The 17,461-nt window shown below is 70.0% G+C and carries 21 protein-coding genes and 1 riboswitch; of the genes, 13 read left to right on the top strand and 8 right to left on the bottom strand.

Going from position 1 to position 17,461, the window contains the following annotated elements:
• The first annotated feature begins 63 nt into the window (after positions 1 to 63).
• On the top strand, positions 64 to 216 hold the full coding sequence (locus EER30_RS47435; RefSeq protein ID WP_164842552.1) for a hypothetical protein: 153 nt from the start codon (positions 64 to 66) through the stop codon (positions 214 to 216).
• Positions 217 to 320: 104 nt separating this feature from the next.
• On the opposite strand, the gene EER30_RS32590 is transcribed toward EER30_RS47435, so the two are convergent.
• The gene (locus EER30_RS32590; RefSeq protein ID WP_127504611.1) at positions 321 to 836 is read right to left on the bottom strand and encodes a DUF1360 domain-containing protein; all 516 of its coding nucleotides are present in this window, start codon (positions 834 to 836) and stop codon (positions 321 to 323) included.
• A gap of 2 nt (positions 837 to 838) precedes the next feature.
• Positions 839 to 1,081 carry a DUF6158 family protein gene (locus tag EER30_RS32585; RefSeq protein WP_127504504.1) on the bottom strand — a complete coding sequence of 81 codons (243 nt, stop codon included), beginning with the start codon at positions 1,079 to 1,081 and terminating at the stop codon, positions 839 to 841.
• Positions 1,082 to 1,191: 110 nt separating this feature from the next.
• Between EER30_RS32585 and EER30_RS32580 the strand changes: the two genes are divergently transcribed.
• The 3 genes from EER30_RS32580 to EER30_RS32570 all read left to right on the top strand — a co-directional run bounded on the left by EER30_RS32580 (position 1,192) and on the right by EER30_RS32570 (position 3,227).
• Entirely contained in the window at positions 1,192 to 1,608 is a 417-nt protein-coding gene (locus tag EER30_RS32580; protein WP_127504503.1) for a hypothetical protein, read from the top strand.
• 10 nt (positions 1,609 to 1,618) lie between these two features.
• Entirely contained in the window at positions 1,619 to 1,939 is a 321-nt protein-coding gene (locus EER30_RS32575; protein ID WP_127504502.1) for a DUF3817 domain-containing protein, read from the top strand.
• Positions 1,940 to 2,107: 168 nt separating this feature from the next.
• A riboswitch (cyclic di-AMP (ydaO/yuaA leader) is annotated at positions 2,108 to 2,254 on the top strand.
• A 13-nt stretch (positions 2,255 to 2,267) separates the two neighbouring features.
• Complete coding sequence (locus EER30_RS32570) at positions 2,268 to 3,227, top strand: C40 family peptidase (RefSeq protein ID WP_240670442.1); 960 nt, start codon at positions 2,268 to 2,270, stop codon at positions 3,225 to 3,227.
• A gap of 86 nt (positions 3,228 to 3,313) precedes the next feature.
• Here EER30_RS32570 and EER30_RS32565 read toward each other — a convergent pair whose 3' ends face one another.
• Entirely contained in the window at positions 3,314 to 4,318 is a 1,005-nt protein-coding gene (locus EER30_RS32565; protein WP_127504501.1) for a sigma-70 family RNA polymerase sigma factor, read from the bottom strand.
• Between the two features lie 588 nt (positions 4,319 to 4,906).
• Here EER30_RS32565 and EER30_RS32560 point away from each other — a divergent pair.
• Positions 4,907 to 5,593 carry an SDR family NAD(P)-dependent oxidoreductase gene (locus EER30_RS32560; protein ID WP_127504500.1) on the top strand — a complete coding sequence of 229 codons (687 nt, stop codon included), beginning with the start codon at positions 4,907 to 4,909 and terminating at the stop codon, positions 5,591 to 5,593.
• 93 nt (positions 5,594 to 5,686) lie between these two features.
• On the opposite strand, the gene EER30_RS32555 is transcribed toward EER30_RS32560, so the two are convergent.
• Positions 5,687 to 6,379 carry a dTMP kinase gene (locus EER30_RS32555; RefSeq protein ID WP_127504499.1) on the bottom strand — a complete coding sequence of 231 codons (693 nt, stop codon included), beginning with the start codon at positions 6,377 to 6,379 and terminating at the stop codon, positions 5,687 to 5,689.
• A gap of 178 nt (positions 6,380 to 6,557) precedes the next feature.
• Here EER30_RS32555 and EER30_RS32550 point away from each other — a divergent pair, with 178 nt between their 5' ends.
• From EER30_RS32550 to EER30_RS32525, 7 genes are all read left to right on the top strand, one after another.
• Positions 6,558 to 7,142, top strand: a complete 585-nt coding sequence (locus tag EER30_RS32550; RefSeq protein WP_127504498.1) for a nucleotidyltransferase — start codon at positions 6,558 to 6,560, stop codon at positions 7,140 to 7,142.
• Between the two features lie 9 nt (positions 7,143 to 7,151).
• Complete coding sequence (locus EER30_RS32545; RefSeq protein ID WP_127504497.1) at positions 7,152 to 7,400, top strand: hypothetical protein; 249 nt, start codon at positions 7,152 to 7,154, stop codon at positions 7,398 to 7,400.
• Positions 7,397 to 8,143, top strand: a complete 747-nt coding sequence (locus tag EER30_RS32540) for a metallophosphoesterase family protein (protein WP_127504496.1) — start codon at positions 7,397 to 7,399, stop codon at positions 8,141 to 8,143. Before EER30_RS32545 ends, EER30_RS32540 begins: the two co-directional genes overlap by 4 nt.
• Before the next feature lie 40 nt (positions 8,144 to 8,183).
• On the top strand, positions 8,184 to 8,327 hold the full coding sequence (locus EER30_RS47430) for a GPGG-motif small membrane protein (protein ID WP_164842551.1): 144 nt from the start codon (positions 8,184 to 8,186) through the stop codon (positions 8,325 to 8,327).
• Between the two features lie 169 nt (positions 8,328 to 8,496).
• On the top strand, positions 8,497 to 9,372 hold the full coding sequence (locus EER30_RS32535; protein WP_127504495.1) for an MHYT domain-containing protein: 876 nt from the start codon (positions 8,497 to 8,499) through the stop codon (positions 9,370 to 9,372).
• A gap of 20 nt (positions 9,373 to 9,392) precedes the next feature.
• Positions 9,393 to 10,109: an HD domain-containing protein gene (locus EER30_RS32530; RefSeq protein WP_127504494.1), complete on the top strand. Its 717-nt coding sequence runs from the start codon at positions 9,393 to 9,395 to the stop codon at positions 10,107 to 10,109.
• A 19-nt stretch (positions 10,110 to 10,128) separates the two neighbouring features.
• Complete coding sequence (locus tag EER30_RS32525) at positions 10,129 to 11,754, top strand: glycoside hydrolase family 13 protein (RefSeq protein WP_127504493.1); 1,626 nt, start codon at positions 10,129 to 10,131, stop codon at positions 11,752 to 11,754.
• On the opposite strand, the gene EER30_RS32520 is transcribed toward EER30_RS32525, so the two are convergent.
• From EER30_RS32520 to xylA, 3 genes are read right to left on the bottom strand one after another with little or no spacing between them, the layout of a single operon-like run.
• A complete protein-coding gene (locus EER30_RS32520) occupies positions 11,662 to 13,128 on the bottom strand; it encodes an MFS transporter (protein ID WP_127504492.1) in 1,467 nt (488 codons plus the stop codon). The genes EER30_RS32525 and EER30_RS32520 overlap by 93 nt on opposite strands.
• Before the next feature lie 9 nt (positions 13,129 to 13,137).
• Complete coding sequence (gene xylB / locus EER30_RS32515; protein ID WP_127504491.1) at positions 13,138 to 14,538, bottom strand: xylulokinase; 1,401 nt, start codon at positions 14,536 to 14,538, stop codon at positions 13,138 to 13,140.
• Between the two features lie 13 nt (positions 14,539 to 14,551).
• Complete coding sequence (xylA, locus tag EER30_RS32510; RefSeq protein ID WP_127504490.1) at positions 14,552 to 15,739, bottom strand: xylose isomerase; 1,188 nt, start codon at positions 15,737 to 15,739, stop codon at positions 14,552 to 14,554.
• Between the two features lie 89 nt (positions 15,740 to 15,828).
• Between xylA and EER30_RS32505 the strand changes: the two genes are divergently transcribed.
• Positions 15,829 to 16,944 (top strand): ROK family protein, encoded by a 1,116-nt coding sequence (locus EER30_RS32505; protein ID WP_127504489.1) that lies wholly within the window; start codon positions 15,829 to 15,831, stop codon positions 16,942 to 16,944.
• Here the strand turns inward: EER30_RS32505 and EER30_RS32500 are convergent.
• Complete coding sequence (locus EER30_RS32500) at positions 16,932 to 17,411, bottom strand: MarR family winged helix-turn-helix transcriptional regulator (RefSeq protein WP_240670441.1); 480 nt, start codon at positions 17,409 to 17,411, stop codon at positions 16,932 to 16,934. The two genes, EER30_RS32505 and EER30_RS32500, sit on opposite strands and share 13 nt — an antisense overlap.
• Between the last annotated feature and the right edge of the window lie 50 nt (positions 17,412 to 17,461).

The raw sequence follows: 17,461 nt of genomic DNA, 5'->3' as shown, positions 1-17,461 counted from the left end.
CGTGCGGCGACCGCGCGGCCGGCGGGCTCGCAGGGCTGGCGGGCTAGGGAAAGGGACGCGCTGATGGAACCGATCGGTGACCCGGACGAGCAGGAGGACTTCGCCAGTGAGCACGACGCCACGGCGGTGGACGAGGACGTCACGGCTGGGCGGTACGACGACGAACCGGAGAGCCCGAAAGGCTGGGCCGGCCTCGAGAGCGAAGGGCCGCCCTGACTCCGGGCCACCCGACGGTCCCTCGACCACTTGGGCGGGCCGGCTTCGGCGATGAGGAAGGCCCGCCTCTCGGGAGGGTGGAGGCGGGCCCTGATCTGGGTGGATCACTCCTCGGCGCGCTTCTTGGCGATGTCGTAGCCGAGCTGCAGGAAGTCGGAGACGGCGGTGGCGGTGAGGGCCACGGCGGCCATGCGGGTCAGGCGGGGCGCCAGCACGAGGCCGCCGGTCAGGCCCGTGGCGACCCAGACGGCCAGGCAGAAGGGGCAGGTCACCAGCTCGCCTATGCCGTGCTTGAGGGAGCTTTCGTGGTCGCGCACCTCCTCGTTGAGCTCCGCCGCCCCGGCCGGTTCGGTGTAGCGGGTGAACGGGGCCCGCAGCGGGCTCGTCACCGAGTCCTTGGCCAGCAGCCGGCTCAGCTTGTGGGTCGCCAGCGAGAGCAGCACCACGTCAGCGGGAGCGGGTCGTTCGGGGGTGCTTCCCTTCGCCTTCGCGGCCACGGCCAGCGCGGCGGCCAGGGCACCGAATCCGCCCATCGCCGTGACGTAGCCGGAAAGTGGACGGTGCTCGTGAGGGGCGTAGGACTGCCCGACCCGGTTCAGCCTCGCGCGCAGCGACTCGATCACTAGAAGTCCCGGGTGAGCCGGTCCGGGTCGATCTCGCGCCCGGGGTATCGGGTGATGTATTCGGTCTCGAGATCGGCGGTCCGCTTGAAGTGGTTGGCCAGCGCCGCGTCGGGGCCGTGCCGCAGGGTGGCCAGCCGGGTGCGATAGAGGCTGGAGAGTTCCCTGAACAGATCTTCGTCACCGAGCGTGGCGGGATCGATCCCCGTTTCCATCAGCGGTGAGTCACCGCGGGCGTCGGTCATCGTGCACCTCCGGTCGAATCGGGCCACAACGGCCACCCGGGGGCGGCCGATCGACTGGACGGTTGCCCGTGCGGGCCGCGGCCAAACCCGCGCCGGTACGCTTGGGCACCATGAAGGGCCTGTGGACCCCGGCGTGGATCGCCCGGCACGTCCTGGCGATCGTTCTGACCGCGGGCTGCCTGGGGCTCGGCTGGTGGCAGTACAGCCGCGCGCTCGAGGGCAACTCGATCAGCTGGGGCTACATGTTCGAGTGGCCGGTATTCGCGGCCTTCGTCATCTTCCTCTGGTTCCGCGAGGTGCAGCTCTTCCGCAAGAAGTCGCAGCCGGAAGGGCCGAGCGAGCAGCCCGAGCCGGCCGCGCTGGAGGAAGAAAACCTCCCAGGTAAGCCTGTTACCGTCGGCCGTCCGGTCCGCGTGGCCGTCCGTTCCGAGAAGAACGCCGACGACCCCGAACTGGTCGCCTACAACGACTATCTCGCCTGGCTGAACGCCAATCCCGGCGCTCGCCCGAGCGACTATCCCGGATAGGACTACCGAAGTGCAGGGTGCTCTGACCCGATACCGGATCATCGCTTGGATCGTAGGAGTTTTCCTGCTCTTGCTGGTCGGTGTCACCATGCCGCTGAAGTACATCGGCGACAACCCGACGCCGGCCGCCATCATCAGCCCGATCCACGGCCTGTTCTACATGGTCTACCTGGTCGCGGTGTTCGACCTGTCCCGCCGCCTGCACTGGCCGGCCGGGCGCATGATCCTGGTGATGTTCTTCGGCACGATCCCGTTCTTCTCGTTCTGGGCCGAGCGCAAGGTGAGCCGCGAGTGGGTGCCGGCCGCCGAGTTGGCGAAAAGTCCAGTTTGACGGTCAAGCAATACGCTTTGCTGCCGTCAAATCACTAACCGCTATCGGCATCATTTGCATGTAGCAGGCCATTGTCTTAAATCACTCTGTGAGGCCTTGCATTTGATGTTTCCACCGATAAGTTGATGCGGTTGGTTCGGTCCGCAGCCACTCCCCCTCCGGTGGCGCCGGCCAACGCCGCCGAATCATCGTGCCGTCAGTGACGTCACGGCAGAACCGGGGAACCGAGTTCCTGGGGTGAATCCGCGTTCAGCGGTAGGGCCTTCTTCCGCCCGAACCCGACAGCTAACCCGGTAGGCGGCCAAGCGGAAGAAAGGCCACTAGACCGGTGCCACACCCCCGTACGAGGCTTCGGGTCCTCGTCGTCGCGGCGCTGGCCGCCGCGATCACCGGCTCGCTGGGGACCGTCGCGCACGCGGCACCCTCCGCCAGTGAGCTGAAGAAGCAGATCGAGACGGCGTCCAACAAGCTCGAGGACGTCACCGAGTCGTACAACAAGATGAACATCAACCTGAAGAAGACCCAGGCTGATGAGAAGAAGCTCGAGGCGTCCCTCGCGCCCGCCCAGGCCTCGCTGAAGGCTGCGAGCGCCAAGGTGGGCACCCTGGCCACCACGTCGTACAAGCAGGGGCGCGTCGGGCCGATGACCGCGCTACTGAACGGCGGCCAGGAAGGCCTGATCGATCGGATGTCCTACCTGGACCTGATCACCAAGGCCAACCAGCGCGACATCGACACCTTCACCGAGGCCACGCAGGGTTTCGCCACCCGCAAGGCCGCCCTGAAGGCGACCCAGAGCAAGCAGACCGCGCAGCTTCAGACGATCGCCAAGCAGAAGGCGGCGATCCAGAAGGACATCAAGAAGTTGATGGACATGCGTGAGGCCGCCTTCGGTCAGGGTCAGGAGACCGGCGGCAAGTACACCGGCAAGATCCCGAACATCTCGGGCAGCGCCGGCAAGGCGGTCACCTTCGCCTACAACCAGCTCGGCGATCCGTACGAGTTCGGCGCGGACGGCCCGGGCACGTTCGACTGCTCCGGCCTCACCTCGGCGGCGTGGGCGGCGGCCGGCAAGTCGCTGCCGCACAACACCGAGGCGCAATGGGGCGCGGTCACCCACATCAGCAAGGGTGATCTCAAGCCGGGCGACCTGGTGTTCTACCGAAGTCTCGGGCACGTCGCGCTCTACGTCGGCGACGGGCAGATCATCGACGCCCCGCACACGGGCACGGTGGTCAAGAAGCGAGGCATGAACATCATGACCCCGTACGGATATGGGCGGGTCTGACCCGTCCGACCGCACGAAGAAGGCCGGTACCCGTCGCGGGTACCGGCCTTTCGTGTCTGGAGTAACGGGGGGAAGGCGGACGAACGTCAGGCGGCCTGCAGGCCCTCGGCCCGGGCCAGCTCGCGCAGCCGGCCGAGCGCCTGGATCTCGAGCTGACGGATGCGCTCACGGCTCAGCGAGAAGCGCGAGGCCACCTCGGTGAGCGAGTGCTCGCGGCCGTCCTCGAGGCCGTAGCGGGCCCGCATGATGCCGGCCGAACGGTCGTCGAGGTGGTTGAGCAGACCCTCGATGCGCTGACGCTCGAGGGCGGTCAGGACGATCTCCTCGGGAGAGGGGGCGTCGCTGTCGGCGACCAGGTCGCCGAGGTTGGTGTCGCCGTCGTCGCCGACGGGGGTGTCGAGCGAGACCGTGTCCTGAGCCCAGCGGGTGAGCTCGTTGACCCGCTCGACGGTCACGCCGAGGGCGGCCGCGATCTGCTCGGGCTCGGGGTCGCCGCCCAGCTCACGGACGAGCTGGCGGGTGACGTTGCGCATGCGGTTGACGTCTTCGACCAGGTGCACGGGCAGGCGCACGGTGCGCTCCTGCTGGGCGATGGCCCGGCTGATCGCCTGACGCACCCACCACGTCGCGTACGTCGAGAACTTGTAGCCGCGTTCGTAGTCGAACTTCTCCACGGCGCGGACGAGACCGGTGTTGCCCTCCTGGATCAGGTCGAGCATCGGCATGCCGGAGCGCACGTAGCGCCGGGCGATCGACACGACCAGTCGCAGGTTGGCCCGGATGAACAGGTCTTTCGCCTTGCGACCCTCGCTGACGAGGCGCTCCAGCTCTTCCCGGCTCACACCGCGCCGGACCTCGCCCGTCTCGAGCAGGTGCTCGGCATAGAGGCCCGCCTCGATTGCCTTGGAGAGCTCGACCTCCCTGGCGGCGTCCAGCAGCGGCGTCCGGGAGATCTCGTGCAGGTAGACGCCGACAAGGTCGCGCTCCTCGGCGACCTGATCGGTACGCATCACGGTGTTCTTCTCCACGTTGCCCACGGTCCCCTCATTGCCTTCACTACTAACCCCGTTACGGGTGATCCCTGTATCCATCAGTTCCTCCCCGTAACGTCCGCAGCTCGCACATTGCGGTTACTGGCATCTACACAACAAATGGCTGCCTGCACTGATTCCGGCTGGTGCGTCGAAAGTGTCATGAATGCCTGGGTGCGAGCTGAGAGCCCAGTGCATACTTGCTGAGCAGGGCTACAGTGCCCCGGCGACCGGACCCACGGCCTCGCCCCGGCTCGGTTCGGCTCATGCTCAGCGTGGTCGCACCGACAGAGCCATACCCGTCCGTGCGCTCATGACACCACCGGCCCCTCATCCCTCACAGCGACGTCCATCACCAATGACCTTGGGACGTCCGTCACCACCCAGTACGTTTCGTGAGCGCGCCGGGTTCAGGTGCTGGATCGACAGCTTCGCGACAGGGTTGAAACAAATCACCATCAAAAAGATCCCGACGCCTCTAGGGAACGGGACCACCTGCCACAATGCGGCACGCGGCGGCGCAGTTCACTAGCCCGTCCGGGTGATATCCGTGCGGGTGACGCTCCTTTGACAACGGTTCGGAGCACCGGGCCCATCCGGATTGCCGCGTGACGAATCACACAGTGAGGTTTAGACCGGAGGAGCGGCATGAGCGGACGTACGGCTTTGATCACGGGCGGATCGGGCGGTCTCGGGGCCGCGGCAGTGGCGGCCTTCGTCGCCGACGGATGGCGCGTGGTCGCCCCGGCCCGGCCCGAGTCGGTCGATCGGCTACCCGAGGGCGCGGTCCCGGTCACGGGCGACATGTCGGACGAGAAGGATGTCACCACGGCGGTGGCCGTCGCGACCGCCGATCCGGCGGCACCGCTGCGCGCGGTGATCAACCTCGTCGGCGGGTTCGCCAGTGGACCGCTGGTCGCCGACGCCCCGTACGCCGGCCTTGAAGCCATGCTGGCGATCAATCTGAGGCCCACCTATCTCGTCACGGCCGCGGCCCTGCCCCACCTCGTGGCGGCCGGTGGAGGCAGCGTCGTGTGCGTGTCGTCGCGGGTGGCCCTGTCGCCCTTCCCCGGGTCGGTCGGCTACACGACGGCCAAGGCGGCAGTGCTCGCCTTCGCGAGCTCGGTGGCGACCGAGTACCGGCGGCAGAACGTGCGGTGCAACACGATCGTGCCCAGCGTCATCGACACACCGACCAACCGCGCCGGGATGCCCGACGCCGACCCCGGCCGCTGGGTGAAGCCCGCGGAGGTCGCCGCGGTGATCCTCTTCCTGGCCTCCGACGCCTCGGCCCCGACCAGCGGCGCCCAGATCCCGGTCTACGGCCAGGCTTAGCCGGGGCAGAATGCAGGCCCAGCCAGGGTCAGAGCGCGGGCCCAGCCGGGGCAGAGCGCGGGCCCAGCCGGGGTCAGAGCGTGGGCGCGCCGGTCAGAGGGCCTCGACGAGCTGGGTGCCGGCGGTGGCCAGGGCGGCCATGGTGCCGCCGGCCAGGATCAGGCCCCCGGCGATCGGATTGCGCCCGGGGTCGCGGCGGCGCAGCTCGGCGTGGATCGCGGCGACGACCTCGTCCGGCGTCCCGTCGGCGTCGATCACCACGAAATCGGCGAACTCGGGCAGCGAGTGGTAGGCGGCTCGGGCGGCCCGCAGGTAGTCCATCGACTCGCTGTCGTAGCCACGGGCCTCGATGCGCGCGTGGGCGACCTCGGGGCTGACGTCGAGCAGGAACGTGACGTCGGGACGGGGGAAGAAGCGGTAGGCCAGGCGGGCGCGGCGCTCGGCGGCCGGCTTGGCGCCCCGGGCTCGCAGACTGGCGTACTGACAGAACGCGTAGCGGTCCATGACGACCGTGCCCCCGGTGATCGTGCGGCGCAGCAGGGTGCGCAGGATCGCCAGCCAGCGCAGCACCGATTCCACGAACAGCGTGCCGCGGCGCCCCAGAAGATCGTCCGCGTCCCGCTTGCCGACTTTGGTCGCGAGCCGCCCGAACCAGTGGCGACCACCCGCGTTACGCCGGTAGGACGCGCGCACCCCCATCGCGCTCAGCTCATCGGCCACCCGGTGGGCCTGCGTCGTCTTCCCAGAGCCGTCAATTCCCACGAGCGCGATCGTGCGGGGCATCATCCAACTAACGGTAACGGGACATCGCACCTACCGTTTTCCGGCGGCGACCCTCTCCCCGTACCAAAATGGGGTTTGCAGTGGGTTTGCCCGGAGACTCACGTGGCCGGCGATTCAAGGTGAGGCGGCCCGGGTAGTCGTATCCGACACCCAACCCGCACACGTCGACAGGGGGATCGTCATGCCGCACCGCGTGGACGAGGGCCTGGCCACCACGCTGAAGAAGGTCGCCTCGGCCCTGAAGTCCGCCGGCATACCGTTCGCGCTCGGCGGCAGTTTCGCGGTCTACGCGCACGGTGGGCACTCCAGTGATCACGACGTGGACTTCCTGCTGCGTGAGGAGGACCGCGATCAGGCGCTGGATGAGCTGGCCAAGGTCGGGTTCCGCACCGAGCAGCCGCCCGAGGACTGGCTGGTCAAGGTCTTCGACGAGGACCGGATGGTCGATCTGATCTATCGCCCGGTGGAGACTCCGGTGACGCTGGAGACGCTGGCCGACACGGAGCAGATCTCGGTCGAGGCCATCTACATGCCGGTGATCTCGGCGACCCAGCTCATGGTGCACAAGCTGCTCAGTTACAGCCAGCACTACTGCGACTTCGCGACCGGTCTGCCGGTGGCCCGCTCGCTGCGCGAGCAGATCGACTGGCCCCGCGTGCGCCGCGAGACCCGCAAGTCACCGTACGCCGAAGCCTTCCTCATTCTGCTGGACCGGCTGGACGTGGTGCCTTTCCCAGAAGCTGAGGAAGCTCTCACCAATAACTAGGGAGCATCGATGACCAGCGACACCGATCTCGAGGCCGAGATCCAGCGTCTGCTCACCGAGCACGACCGCATAGCCGAGCAGGGAATCACCGTGCACCGCCGCGATCACCTCGTGGTGCTCGGCGGCGAGGTCGAGAGCGCGCACCGGCGCGACGAGATCTGCCGGCAGATCACCGCACACTTCCCGGACGTCGAGATCACCTGCGACATCGGGATCACGCGCGCCCAGGCACCGAACGAGGTGGAGGAGATCTCATGATCCGGATCGCCGCCGTGGGCGACGTCCACGTGGACAAGGACGTGGTGGGCCGCTACCGGCCCGCGCTGGAGGAGCTGCCCGCCCGGGCCGACGCGCTGCTGGTCGCCGGTGATCTGACCCGGCACGGCACGCCCGAGGAGGCGCGCTGCTTCGCCAAGGAGTTCGGCGGTCTGGCCGTGCCGGTGATCGTCGTGCTGGGCAACCACGACCACCAGAGCGACCAGCAGGACGAGGTCGCCGAGGTGCTCACCGACGCCGGGATCACCGTGCTCGAGGGCGAGGCGACCGTCTTGGAGATCCGCGGGCACCGGCTCGGGGTCGCCGGCACGAAAGGCTTCGGTGGCGGGTTCGCGGGGGCCTGCGCCAGCAACTTCGGCGAGCGCGAGATGAAGGACTTCGTCGCCACCACGGAGCGGTACGCCGAGGCGCTGACGAACGCGCTGAACTCCGTACAGGCTGATGCTCTGGTGGCCCTCACGCATTACGCCCCCGTGCCCGAGACCCTGGTCGGCGAGCCGCTGGAGATCTATCCGTTCCTGGGCTGCTATCAGCTCGGACGCTCGATCGACTCGGCGCCGACCGCGCTGGCACTGCACGGGCACGCCCATCACGGCGCGGAACGCGGGCGTACGCCGGGCGGGGTGCCCGTGCGCAACGTGGCACACCCGGTGATCAAGCAGGCGTACAACGTCTATCAGCTGCTGTCCGAAGAGGTCGACGCGACTTTGATCGCGGTTCGATAACCCAGGTTTCCGTTTTTACGGCGCCGGGTACTCGATATGCATGGACTTAATCCTCTGGATCATCGCAGTCATCCTGGTGGTCGCCGGTATTCTCGCGCTCTTCCGGCGGCAGCTGCTCTGGGGAATCGTGCTCATCGTCGTCGGCCTGCTGGTGGGCCCCGGCGGCGTCAGCATCTTCACCTGATCGGCGTTCTCGCAACCCGTACCCAAATCCCCCACAACCGAGAACCGGGTCACCAAAGGGTGGCCCGGTTTCGTTTGTCCGCCTTGCCGCACTCGTGGTGCGATGCGGCAAAGCGGAACGCTGACTGAATCACTCGCGGCAATACGTCGATCTTCCGCGAGGGGCACCAGTGGCCGAGATCCATCACTTCACCTATGGCGCGTTCAACCCGCTGGCCGCTTTTCTGCTGGCTTTCCTCGGTTCCTTCTTCGGCCTGCTCAGCACCGCCCGCGCCCGCGGTGCCCGCACCCGGGGCCGGCGCAACCGCTGGCTGCTGATCGGCGCGTTCGCGATCGGCGGCGGCGCGATCTGGCTCATGCACTTCGCGGCGATGCTCGGCTTCGAGGTGCCGGCCAGCCCGGTGCGCTTCGACGTGCCGATGACCGTCGGCAGCCTCCTCTTCGCGGTCTTCGCCGTCGGCGCGGGACTGCTCATGGTCGGCCACGGCCGGCGCAACCTGCCCAAGACGATCATGGCAGGCGTGCTGACCGGCGGCGGAGTACTCGCCATGCACTACACCGGCATGCTCGGCATGCGCGTGGCCGGCGAGATGAGGTACGACGTCACCCTGGTCGCCGCCTCGGCGGTCATCGCGGTCGTGGCGTCGACGGTCGCGCTCTGGTTCACCGTGTCGGTGCAGAGCTGGCTGCCGATCGGCGGCGCCGCGGTGATCATGGCGATCGCCGTGTGCGGCATGCACTACACCGGGATGGCCGCCATGTCGGTGCACCTCGACCCGGCCGCGATCCCCGGCGTGACCGGTTTCCGGCCGCTCACGATGATCGTGCCGATCACGCTGATCACCGCGGCGTCGATCCTCGGGGTCGCCCTCAGCGCGCTGCAGGCGATGACCGAGGAGGAGTTCACCGACGGCGCCGGCACCCCGCGGCGGGGCGTACACGCCGAGCCGGGCAACCCGTGGTCGCTCAAGCAGGCCACGGTCGCGACGGCCGCCCGCCGGCCCTCGCCCCGCCCGGTTCCGATGCGCTCGCCCACCAACGGCTGACGCTCCGGTACGTTCTCGGCATGGCGCCACGGATGCTGCTCTCGATGCCGCTGCACGCGATCACGGAGGTGTACGGCGAGGCGGGCCTTCGCGAGCGGTTCCTGCTCGAGCTGGAATCGTTCCCGGAGGCCGAACGCAAGCAGCTGATCGAGGCGCTCGACCTGGCCAGCCGGCTGCACGAGCACGACCGGCGGGTGCGCGAGCCCTACCTCAACCATCTGCTGCGGGTGGCCATCCGAATCATCAAGTACTACGGCGTACGAGACGTGGACGTGCTCACCGCGGCGCTGTTGCACGATGCCGTCGAGGACCACCCGGCCGAGCTCGCCGGCACGACGGCGGGCACCTGCTCCCAGCAGACCGAGGCGGCGATCGCCGAACTGGCCGCCCGCTTCGGCCCCCGGGTGGCCGAGCTGGTCCGGTCGGTCACCAACCCCGAGTACGACCCCGATCGCGATCGCCACGAGCAATACCGGGCGCACGTGGCGGCCAGCCTCGAGCGTGACCCGTGGGCCCGGGTCATCAAGGTCTCCGACTTCACCGACAACGGTGTGGGGGTCGTACACACCACCCCGGACAAGGCCGTGAAGGCGGCCACGAAGTATCGCCCGCTCGTCCCCAAGCTGCGCGAACTGGTCGGACGCCCGGACACGCCGCTGTCGATCGCGGCCAAGGACCACATCCTCGACCAGCTCGACCTGGCCGAGGAACGGTTCGCCGCGATCCTCGACGACTAGGGCTACTAGCCTGGGCTCCATGCCGCGTACTGACGCATGGTGGCGGGACGCCGTCATCTACCAGGTCTATCCCCGCTCGTTCGCCGACAGCGACGGTGACGGGATGGGCGACCTGCCCGGGATCACCGGGCGCCTGCCGCACCTGCGGGAGCTCGGCGTCGACGCCGTGTGGCTCTCCCCCTTCTATCCCTCGCCGCAGCACGACGCCGGCTACGACGTCGCCGACTACCGCGGCGTCGACCCGCGTTTCGGCGACCTCGGCGATGCCGACAAGCTGATCGCCGAGGCCCACCAGCTCGGGTTGAAGGTCATCGTCGACCTGGTGCCCAACCACACCTCCGACGAGCACGAGTGGTTCCGGGCCGCGCTCGCCGCCGCACCGGGCAGCCCCGAGCGGGAGCGCTACATCTTCCGCGACGGCCGGGGCGCCGACGGGTCGGAGCCGCCGAACTCGTGGCAGAGCGTCTTCGGCGGCCGCGCGTGGGAGCGGCTGCCCGACGGCCAGTGGTATCTGCACCTGTTCGACGTCAGCCAGCCCGACCTGAACTGGAGCAATCCCGAGGTGCGGGCCGAGTTCCTCGACGTGCTGCGGTTCTGGCTCGGCCGCGGCGTCGACGGTTTCCGGGTCGACGTCGCGCACGGCCTGGTCAAGGACGGGGACCTCACCGACTGGACCCAGCCCAGCGTGATCCTCGGCGGCCTCGAGCCGGCCGGTCCGCCGCCGCCGATGTGGGACCAGGAGGGCGTCCACGAGATCTACCGGTCGTGGCGCGAGGTGCTCGACGGCTATGAGGGCGGGCGCATCCTGGTCGCCGAGGCGTGGGTGCAGCCGGCCGAGCGGCTCGCCCGCTACGTGCGGCCCGACGAGATGCACCAGGCGTTCAACTTCGAATACCTGGACGCGGCCTGGTCGGGGCCGGCCCTGCGCGCGGTGATCGACAAGAACCTGGCCGCCAACGACGCGGTCGGGGCGACCACGACGTGGGTGCTGTCCAACCACGACGTCGTACGGCACGCGACGCGGCTGGGTTATCCGGTCGGCACACCTCGCCAGCACGGCATCGGCGCCGGCGATCCCCAGCCCGACGCGGCTCTGGGTCTTCGCCGGGCGCGGGCGGCCACGCTGCAGATGCTCGGCCTGCCCGGGTCGGCGTACCTCTACCAGGGCGAGGAGCTGGGACTGCCGGAGCACACCACGATGCCCGACGACGTACGCCAGGACCCGGCCTGGGAGCGGTCGGGGCACGCGGAGCGCGGGCGGGACGGCTGCCGGGTGCCGCTGCCGTGGGAGGCGGACGCCCCGTCGTACGGCTTCGGCCCGACCGACGCGTCCTGGCTCCCGCAGCCGGCGGCGTGGTCGGAATACGCGCTCGACCGCCAGCAGGGCGTGGCCGGGTCGACGTGGGAGCTCTACCACGCCGCGCTGGGCCTGCGCCGCGGGCACGGGCTGGGCGCGGGCGCGCTGACCTGGCAGGACGTTCCGGCGGGGGCGCTCGCCTTCCGCAACGGTGACGTGCTGGTGCTGACGAACTTCGAGGCCGCGCCGGTCGCGCTACCGGCCGGGGCGCGGGTCCTGCTGAGCAGCGAGCCCCTCGACGACGACGGGCGGGTCCCCGTCGACGTCACCGTCTGGGCGGCTCTCTAGTTCGGCGGCCCGGGCGAGCAGGGCGGCGTGCGTGTCGGTCATGTCGCGCGCGACCGTCCTGCTGGCCAGCCAGTACATGACACCGGTGGGGATGAAGAAGAGCTGGAAGGCGGCCAGCCCGACCGCATAGTTGAGCGGCGGCGGGAAGGCCCCCGAGAGCGCCCGGAAGGCGACCGCCACCACCGCGTTGCCGCCCGCCCGCCCGAAGCCGTTGATCAGGTTGCCGAGGCTGTAGACGGCGCCGCGGTGCTCGGGCGGGTTCACGTCGGCGATCATGGCGAACCAGTTGGGCGAGTTGGCCGAGGTGAGCATCAGCGCGACGACCGCGGTGAGCAGGCAAAGGCCGACCGTCGGCTCGGTGAAGACGTCGGCCAGGACCGACCGGATGATCGTGCCGGTGCCGGCGCCGTCGGGCACCTCGATGCGCATCGGCACGAAGAACAGCACGATGTAGAGCGGGACGGCGGCGAGAACGCCGAACGCGGCGACCAGGGCACGACCCCGGGGCGTACGCCGCTGGAGCCGGTCGCCGGCCAGGCCGCCCAGGATCGACAGGGCACCGCCGAGCTGGAACAGGGTGGCGAAGACGCTGCCGATCACGATCGCCGTGCTGGTCGAATAGCCCTGGTCCTCGGCGCGGGCGCGGAACAGCACGGGCAGCCAGACGAGCGAGCCGAAGGCGATCTGGGCGGTGCCGCCCTGCAGGATCAGCCAGACATTCGTACGCCGCCGCAGGATCACCGGCAGGTGGTCGTGATGGATCCGCTCGTCGTATTCGACCCCGGCGAGCTCGGGCTGGCTGTCACCGCGGGGCACGTTGTAGGTGAACAGGTAGGCGACCGTGGCGACGCCGCCGGCGATCGCGGTGACCAGGAACGGCTGACGCCAGTCGGCGTGCCCGAGCAGACCCCCGACCAGGGTGCCGGCGAGCGTGCCGACGCCCTGCGACAGGCCCCAGAAGCTCATCACGAGACCGCGGCGCTTCGGCGAGATCAGGTCGCTGACCACGGCGAAGCTGACCGAGGCGACGGCGCCCAGACCGAACGCGGCGACGACCTGGCTGGCCAGGAAGCTCGGGTAGCTGCCGGAGAAGCCGGACCAGGCGGTGCCGGCGATCCAGATCAGCGTGCCGACGATGAGCACCGGCTTGCGGTCGGTGCGGTCGCCGGCGTACGCGAAGCCGATCGCGGCGACCGCGCTGATCAGGAACATGATCGTGGTGGCGAGGGCGATGTGGCCCTCGCCCACCCCGAACGCGTCGCCGATGCTGCCGTAGAGCGGCGGCACCAGCCCGATCGCGACGTTGTCGAGCGACGCGAGGACGACGAACACCACCACGCTGTATAGGCGGTGGGCCGATCCTCCCCTGGTCACGCGAGAAGGTTATCGGGACCGATCGACAACGTAGTCACGCGCGGCCGCGTATTGTTCCCGGATGATCGGGACGCCGGTGGCCTCGTACGTCTCGGGGGCCGCGGCTGACCAGACCGGGGGCTCGCCGGTGCCCGCAGCGACCCACGCGGCCTGACGGGCGGCGCCGTCGGCGACGTATTCGCCCGGGGGCGGCACCAGCACGGGCAGGCCGAACAGCTCGGGGGCGATGCGCCGGACCGCCTCGCTGCGCGCGCCGCCGCCGACCAGCACGATGCGGTTGGCCGCGGCGCCGTTGGCGACCAGCGCGTCGAGGCCGTCGGCGAGGGCGCAGAGCATGCCCTCGACGGCCGCGCGGGCCAGGTGGGCCGGGTCGGAGGTCTTGAGCGTCAGCCCGTGGATCGCGCCGGTGGCGTCGGGCCGGTTGGGGGTGCGCTCGCCCTCGAGGTAGGGGACCAGGACCAGGCCGTCGGCCCCGGCCGGGGCGCTGAGGGCCAGGCGGGAGAGCTCGTCGTGGTCGACGCCGAGCAGCTTGCCGGCCGCGTCGAGCACGCGGGCCGCGTTCAGCGTCACCACGATCGGCAGGAACCGGCCGGTGGTGTCGGCGAACCCGGCGACCGTGCCGGTCGGGTCGTTGGGCGACACGTCGGACGAGACGAAGACCGTGCCCGAGGTGCCGATCGAGACGATGACGTCGCCCGTGCCCGCACCGGTGCCGAACGCGGCGGCCGCGTTGTCGCCCGCGCCGGGGCCGAGCGGGGCGCCGTTGGGCAGCCGGCCCGCGACGCCGGTGGGGCCGAGCACCTCGGGAACGCCGATGAGCCGGCCGAAGCCGAGCTCGAGCAGGTCGGGGCGGTATTCGTCGGTGCGGGCCGACCAGTAGAGCGTGCCGCTGGCGTCGCTGCGGTCGGTCTTGATCGTGCTGATGTCGGTGGACCCGCTGAGCTTCCAGGTCAGCCAGTCGTGCGGCAGGCACACGGCGGCGACCCGGGCCGCGTTCTGCGGCTCGTTGCGGGCGAGCCAGCGCAGCTTGGTGAGGGTGAAGCTGGCGACCGGCACGATGCCGACCGCGTCGGCCCACTTGTCGGGGCCGCCGAGCTCCTGGATGAGGTCGGCGGCCGCGCCGGCGCTGCGAGTGTCGTTCCACAGCAGCGCCGGGCGGACCACTTCGCCGTTCTCGTCGAGCACCACCATGCCGTGCTGCTGGCCGGCCACCGAGGCGGCGGCCACGTCGTCCAGGCCGCCGGCCTGGTCGATCGCTTCCTGCAGCGCGGCCCACCACGCGTCGGGGTGCACCTCGGTGCCGTCCGGGTGCGCGGCGCGGCCCTGCCGGACCAATCGGCCGGTCTCCGCGTCACGGATGACGACCTTGCAGGACTGGGTGGAGCTGTCGATCCCGGCTACGAGAGTCATTTCTTCCTCTGGGTCAGTTCGCGCGGAGAACGTGGTCGATGGCGAGCTGGTTGAGCTTCACGAAACCGTAGCCCTGGGCGCCGGCCGCGTCGACGTCGAACTCCTCGAAGGCGCTCTTGTCGTTCAGCAGGTCCTGGTAGGTCTCGCCGGCGCTCAGCGTCGGGGTCGACAGCTCGAGCACCTTGCTGTCGGCCAGCGCCTGCTGCACGGCCGGGTCGGCGCGGAACGCCTCGGCCCGTTCCTTGAGCAGCAGGTACATGCGCATGTTGGCCTGGGCCGACTCCCAGACGCCGTCGATGTTCTCGGTGCGCGAGGGCTTGTAGTCGAAGTGGCGAGGGCCGTCGTACTTGGGGCCGCCACCGATCGAGCCGTGCTCGAGCAGGTCGACCAGCGAGAACGCGTTGAGCAGGTCGCCGTGGCCGAAGACCAGGTCCTGGTCGAACTTGACGCTGTGCTGGCCGTTCAGGTCGATGTGGAAGAGCTTGCCCTGCCACAGCGCCTGGGCGATGCCCTGGGTGAAGTTGAGGTTCGACATCTGCTCGTGACCCGTCTCCGGGTTGATGCCGAACAGCTCGGGACGCTCGAGCTCGTAGGTGAAGGCGATGGCGTGGCCCAGGGTCGGCAGCAGGATGTCGCCGCGCGGCTCGTTCGGCTTCGGCTCGATCGCGAAGCGCAGGCCGTAGTTCTTGTCCTCGCTGTACTGCGCGACGAGGTTGAGGCCCTCGCGGTAGCGGTCGAGAGCCGCGTTGATGTCCTTGGCCGAGTCGTACTCGGCGCCCTCGCGGCCGCCCCAGAGCACGAAGGTCTGTGCGCCCATCTCGGCGGCCAGGTCGACCTGGCGCAGCACCTTGCGCAGCGCGTAGCGCCGCACGGAACGGTCGTTGCTGGTGAACGCGCCGTCCTTGAAGACCGGGTGGCTGAACGTGTTCGTGGTGACCATCGGGACCACGATGCCGGTCTCTTCCAGCGCCTTCTTGAACCCGGCGATGATGCCGTCGCGGGTCTGGGCGTCGGAGCCGAACGGGATCAGGTCGTCGTCGTGAAACGTGATGCCGTAGGCGCCGAGCTCGGCGAGCTTGTGCACCGCCTCGACCGGGTCGAGCGCGGGCCGGGTGGCCGCGCCGAACGCGTCCTGGGCCTGCCACCCGATGGTCCACAGGCCGAACGAGAACTTGTCTTCGCGGGTGGGTTGAGCGGCCACGGTTACCTCCACGTAACAGTTGGGATTTGTTTATTGGTTGAATTATTTGACCACGGTATGGCATTGTCAAGGCCGTGAGTGGCCGCCTGATGAGTGCTTCCCGTAGTCCGGTGCGCCAATCGAGCGTGCGAGCCCACAATCTCGCGCTCGTGTTGCAGACTGTGGCAAACAGCGCAGATCGCCCGTCCCGCGCGGCCGTGTCCGCCGCCACCGGGCTCACCCGGGCGACCGTCTCCGCGCTGGTCGACGACCTCATCGCCGGCACCCTGCTCACCGAATTGGACCCGGCCCCGCGTACGGGGGCCGGCCGTCCCGCCGCCGGCCTGGCGCTGGCGCCCGACGGCCCGGCCGGGCTGGGCCTCGAGATCAACGTCGACTACCTGGCCGCCTGCGTCGTCGACCTGACCGGCGCGGTGCGCCACCGCTTCGTGACCCGGGCCGACCAGCGGCTGCTGCCGCCGTGCGACTCCCTGGCCGAGGTGATCCGGCTCGCCGCGCGGGCCCAGCAGGCGGCGACCGCCGACGGGCTGGTGCTGGCCGGGGCCGCGCTCGCCGTGCCCGGCCTGGTGGCACCGGGCGGCCTGGTGCGCGTCGCCCCCAACCTCGGCTGGCAGGACGTCGACGCGGTGACCCCCCTGACGGCGGCGACGGGCCTGCCGGTCACGGTCGACAACGAGGCCAACCTGGCCGCCCTGGGCGAGCTGCGGGCCGACGGCGCCGAGCCGACCTTCCTCTACGTCTCGGGCGAGATCGGCATCGGCGCCGGCATCGTGCTCGACGGCGAGCTCTACCGCGGCGGGCGCGGCTGGAGCGGCGAGATCGGGCACGTCACCGTCTACCCCGACGGACGGCCCTGCCGCTGCGGCGCGAACGGCTGCCTCGAGCAGTACGCGGGCCAGGAAGCGGTGGCAGCCGATCCCGACCTGGCCGCGGCCGCGCTCGGCATCGCCCTGTCGGCCGTGGTCAACCTGCTCGACCTGGGCGTGATCGTGCTGGGCGGCGGCTACGCGCCCGAGTTCGAGCGGTTGCGCGGCGGCATCGAGGCCGAGCTGCGCCGCCGCGTGCTCACCGCCGACCTGGCCCCCGTCTCACTGCGTGCGGCCGCCCTGGGCGCCGACGCGGCCATGCGCGGCGCCGCGGACGCGGTGATCCGCGGCGTGCGGGAGGACCCGGCCGGATGGCTCGCGACCGCTCAGGCGGTCTGAGCCGAGGCCGAGCCACCGTTCTCGTCGGCCGCCGCCGCGAACTCGGTGAGCCCCCGCAGCAGCGCTGCCCGGCCTCCGGCCGACATCTTCTCCAGTACGCCCGTGAGGGCGCCCCGGCGGATGAGGCGAAGCTCGGCCAGCAGCGTGCGGGAGGCCGGCGTGAGGTAGAGCGCGATCTCGCGACGGTCGGCCCGGCCCGGCACCCGCTCGACCATGCCGGAGGCGACGAGGCGGTCGCAGAGCCGGCTGGCCGAGGACAGCAGCATGCCCAACTCGGCGGCGAGACCGCCCAAATTGATGCCCTCCGCCCGCTCGACGGCGAGCAAGGCGTTCAATTGGACCGACGACATGCGTGGAGTCACCTGCTCGCGGGCAACATCCCAGGCGAGCAGCAAGGCTTTCGCGGCGTCGTCGATCGCCGCGGTGTGCATCGGGTCCGGCCCGTCCGGCCCGTGGAGAACGGCCATGGTGCAGCAGAGACTACCGGTACGGGCGTGTCTGTTCGAGGAGGTCACCA

The sequence above is a fragment of the Actinoplanes solisilvae genome (assembly GCF_003999975.1).
Lineage (GTDB): Bacteria > Actinomycetota > Actinomycetes > Mycobacteriales > Micromonosporaceae > Actinoplanes > Actinoplanes solisilvae.
This window is presented reverse-complemented; position numbering and strand designations above follow the sequence as displayed.

Coding starts and splice junctions, on each gene's coding strand:
- EER30_RS47435 (WP_164842552.1), top strand. CDS start 64: ATGGAACCGATCGGTGACCCGGACGAGCAGGAGGACTTCGCCAGTGAG.
- EER30_RS32585 (WP_127504504.1), bottom strand. CDS start 1,081: ATGACCGACGCCCGCGGTGACTCACCGCTGATGGAAACGGGGATCGAT.
- EER30_RS32580 (WP_127504503.1), top strand. CDS start 1,192: ATGAAGGGCCTGTGGACCCCGGCGTGGATCGCCCGGCACGTCCTGGCG.
- EER30_RS32565 (WP_127504501.1), bottom strand. CDS start 4,318: ATGGATACAGGGATCACCCGTAACGGGGTTAGTAGTGAAGGCAATGAG.
- EER30_RS32560 (WP_127504500.1), top strand. CDS start 4,907: ATGAGCGGACGTACGGCTTTGATCACGGGCGGATCGGGCGGTCTCGGG.
- EER30_RS32555 (WP_127504499.1), bottom strand. CDS start 6,379: ATGATGCCCCGCACGATCGCGCTCGTGGGAATTGACGGCTCTGGGAAG.
- EER30_RS32550 (WP_127504498.1), top strand. CDS start 6,558: ATGCCGCACCGCGTGGACGAGGGCCTGGCCACCACGCTGAAGAAGGTC.
- EER30_RS32545 (WP_127504497.1), top strand. CDS start 7,152: ATGACCAGCGACACCGATCTCGAGGCCGAGATCCAGCGTCTGCTCACC.
- EER30_RS32540 (WP_127504496.1), top strand. CDS start 7,397: ATGATCCGGATCGCCGCCGTGGGCGACGTCCACGTGGACAAGGACGTG.
- EER30_RS47430 (WP_164842551.1), top strand. CDS start 8,184: ATGGACTTAATCCTCTGGATCATCGCAGTCATCCTGGTGGTCGCCGGT.
- EER30_RS32530 (WP_127504494.1), top strand. CDS start 9,393: ATGGCGCCACGGATGCTGCTCTCGATGCCGCTGCACGCGATCACGGAG.
- EER30_RS32525 (WP_127504493.1), top strand. CDS start 10,129: ATGCCGCGTACTGACGCATGGTGGCGGGACGCCGTCATCTACCAGGTC.
- xylB (WP_127504491.1), bottom strand. CDS start 14,538: ATGACTCTCGTAGCCGGGATCGACAGCTCCACCCAGTCCTGCAAGGTC.
- EER30_RS32505 (WP_127504489.1), top strand. CDS start 15,829: ATGAGTGCTTCCCGTAGTCCGGTGCGCCAATCGAGCGTGCGAGCCCAC.
- EER30_RS32500 (WP_240670441.1), bottom strand. CDS start 17,411: ATGGCCGTTCTCCACGGGCCGGACGGGCCGGACCCGATGCACACCGCG.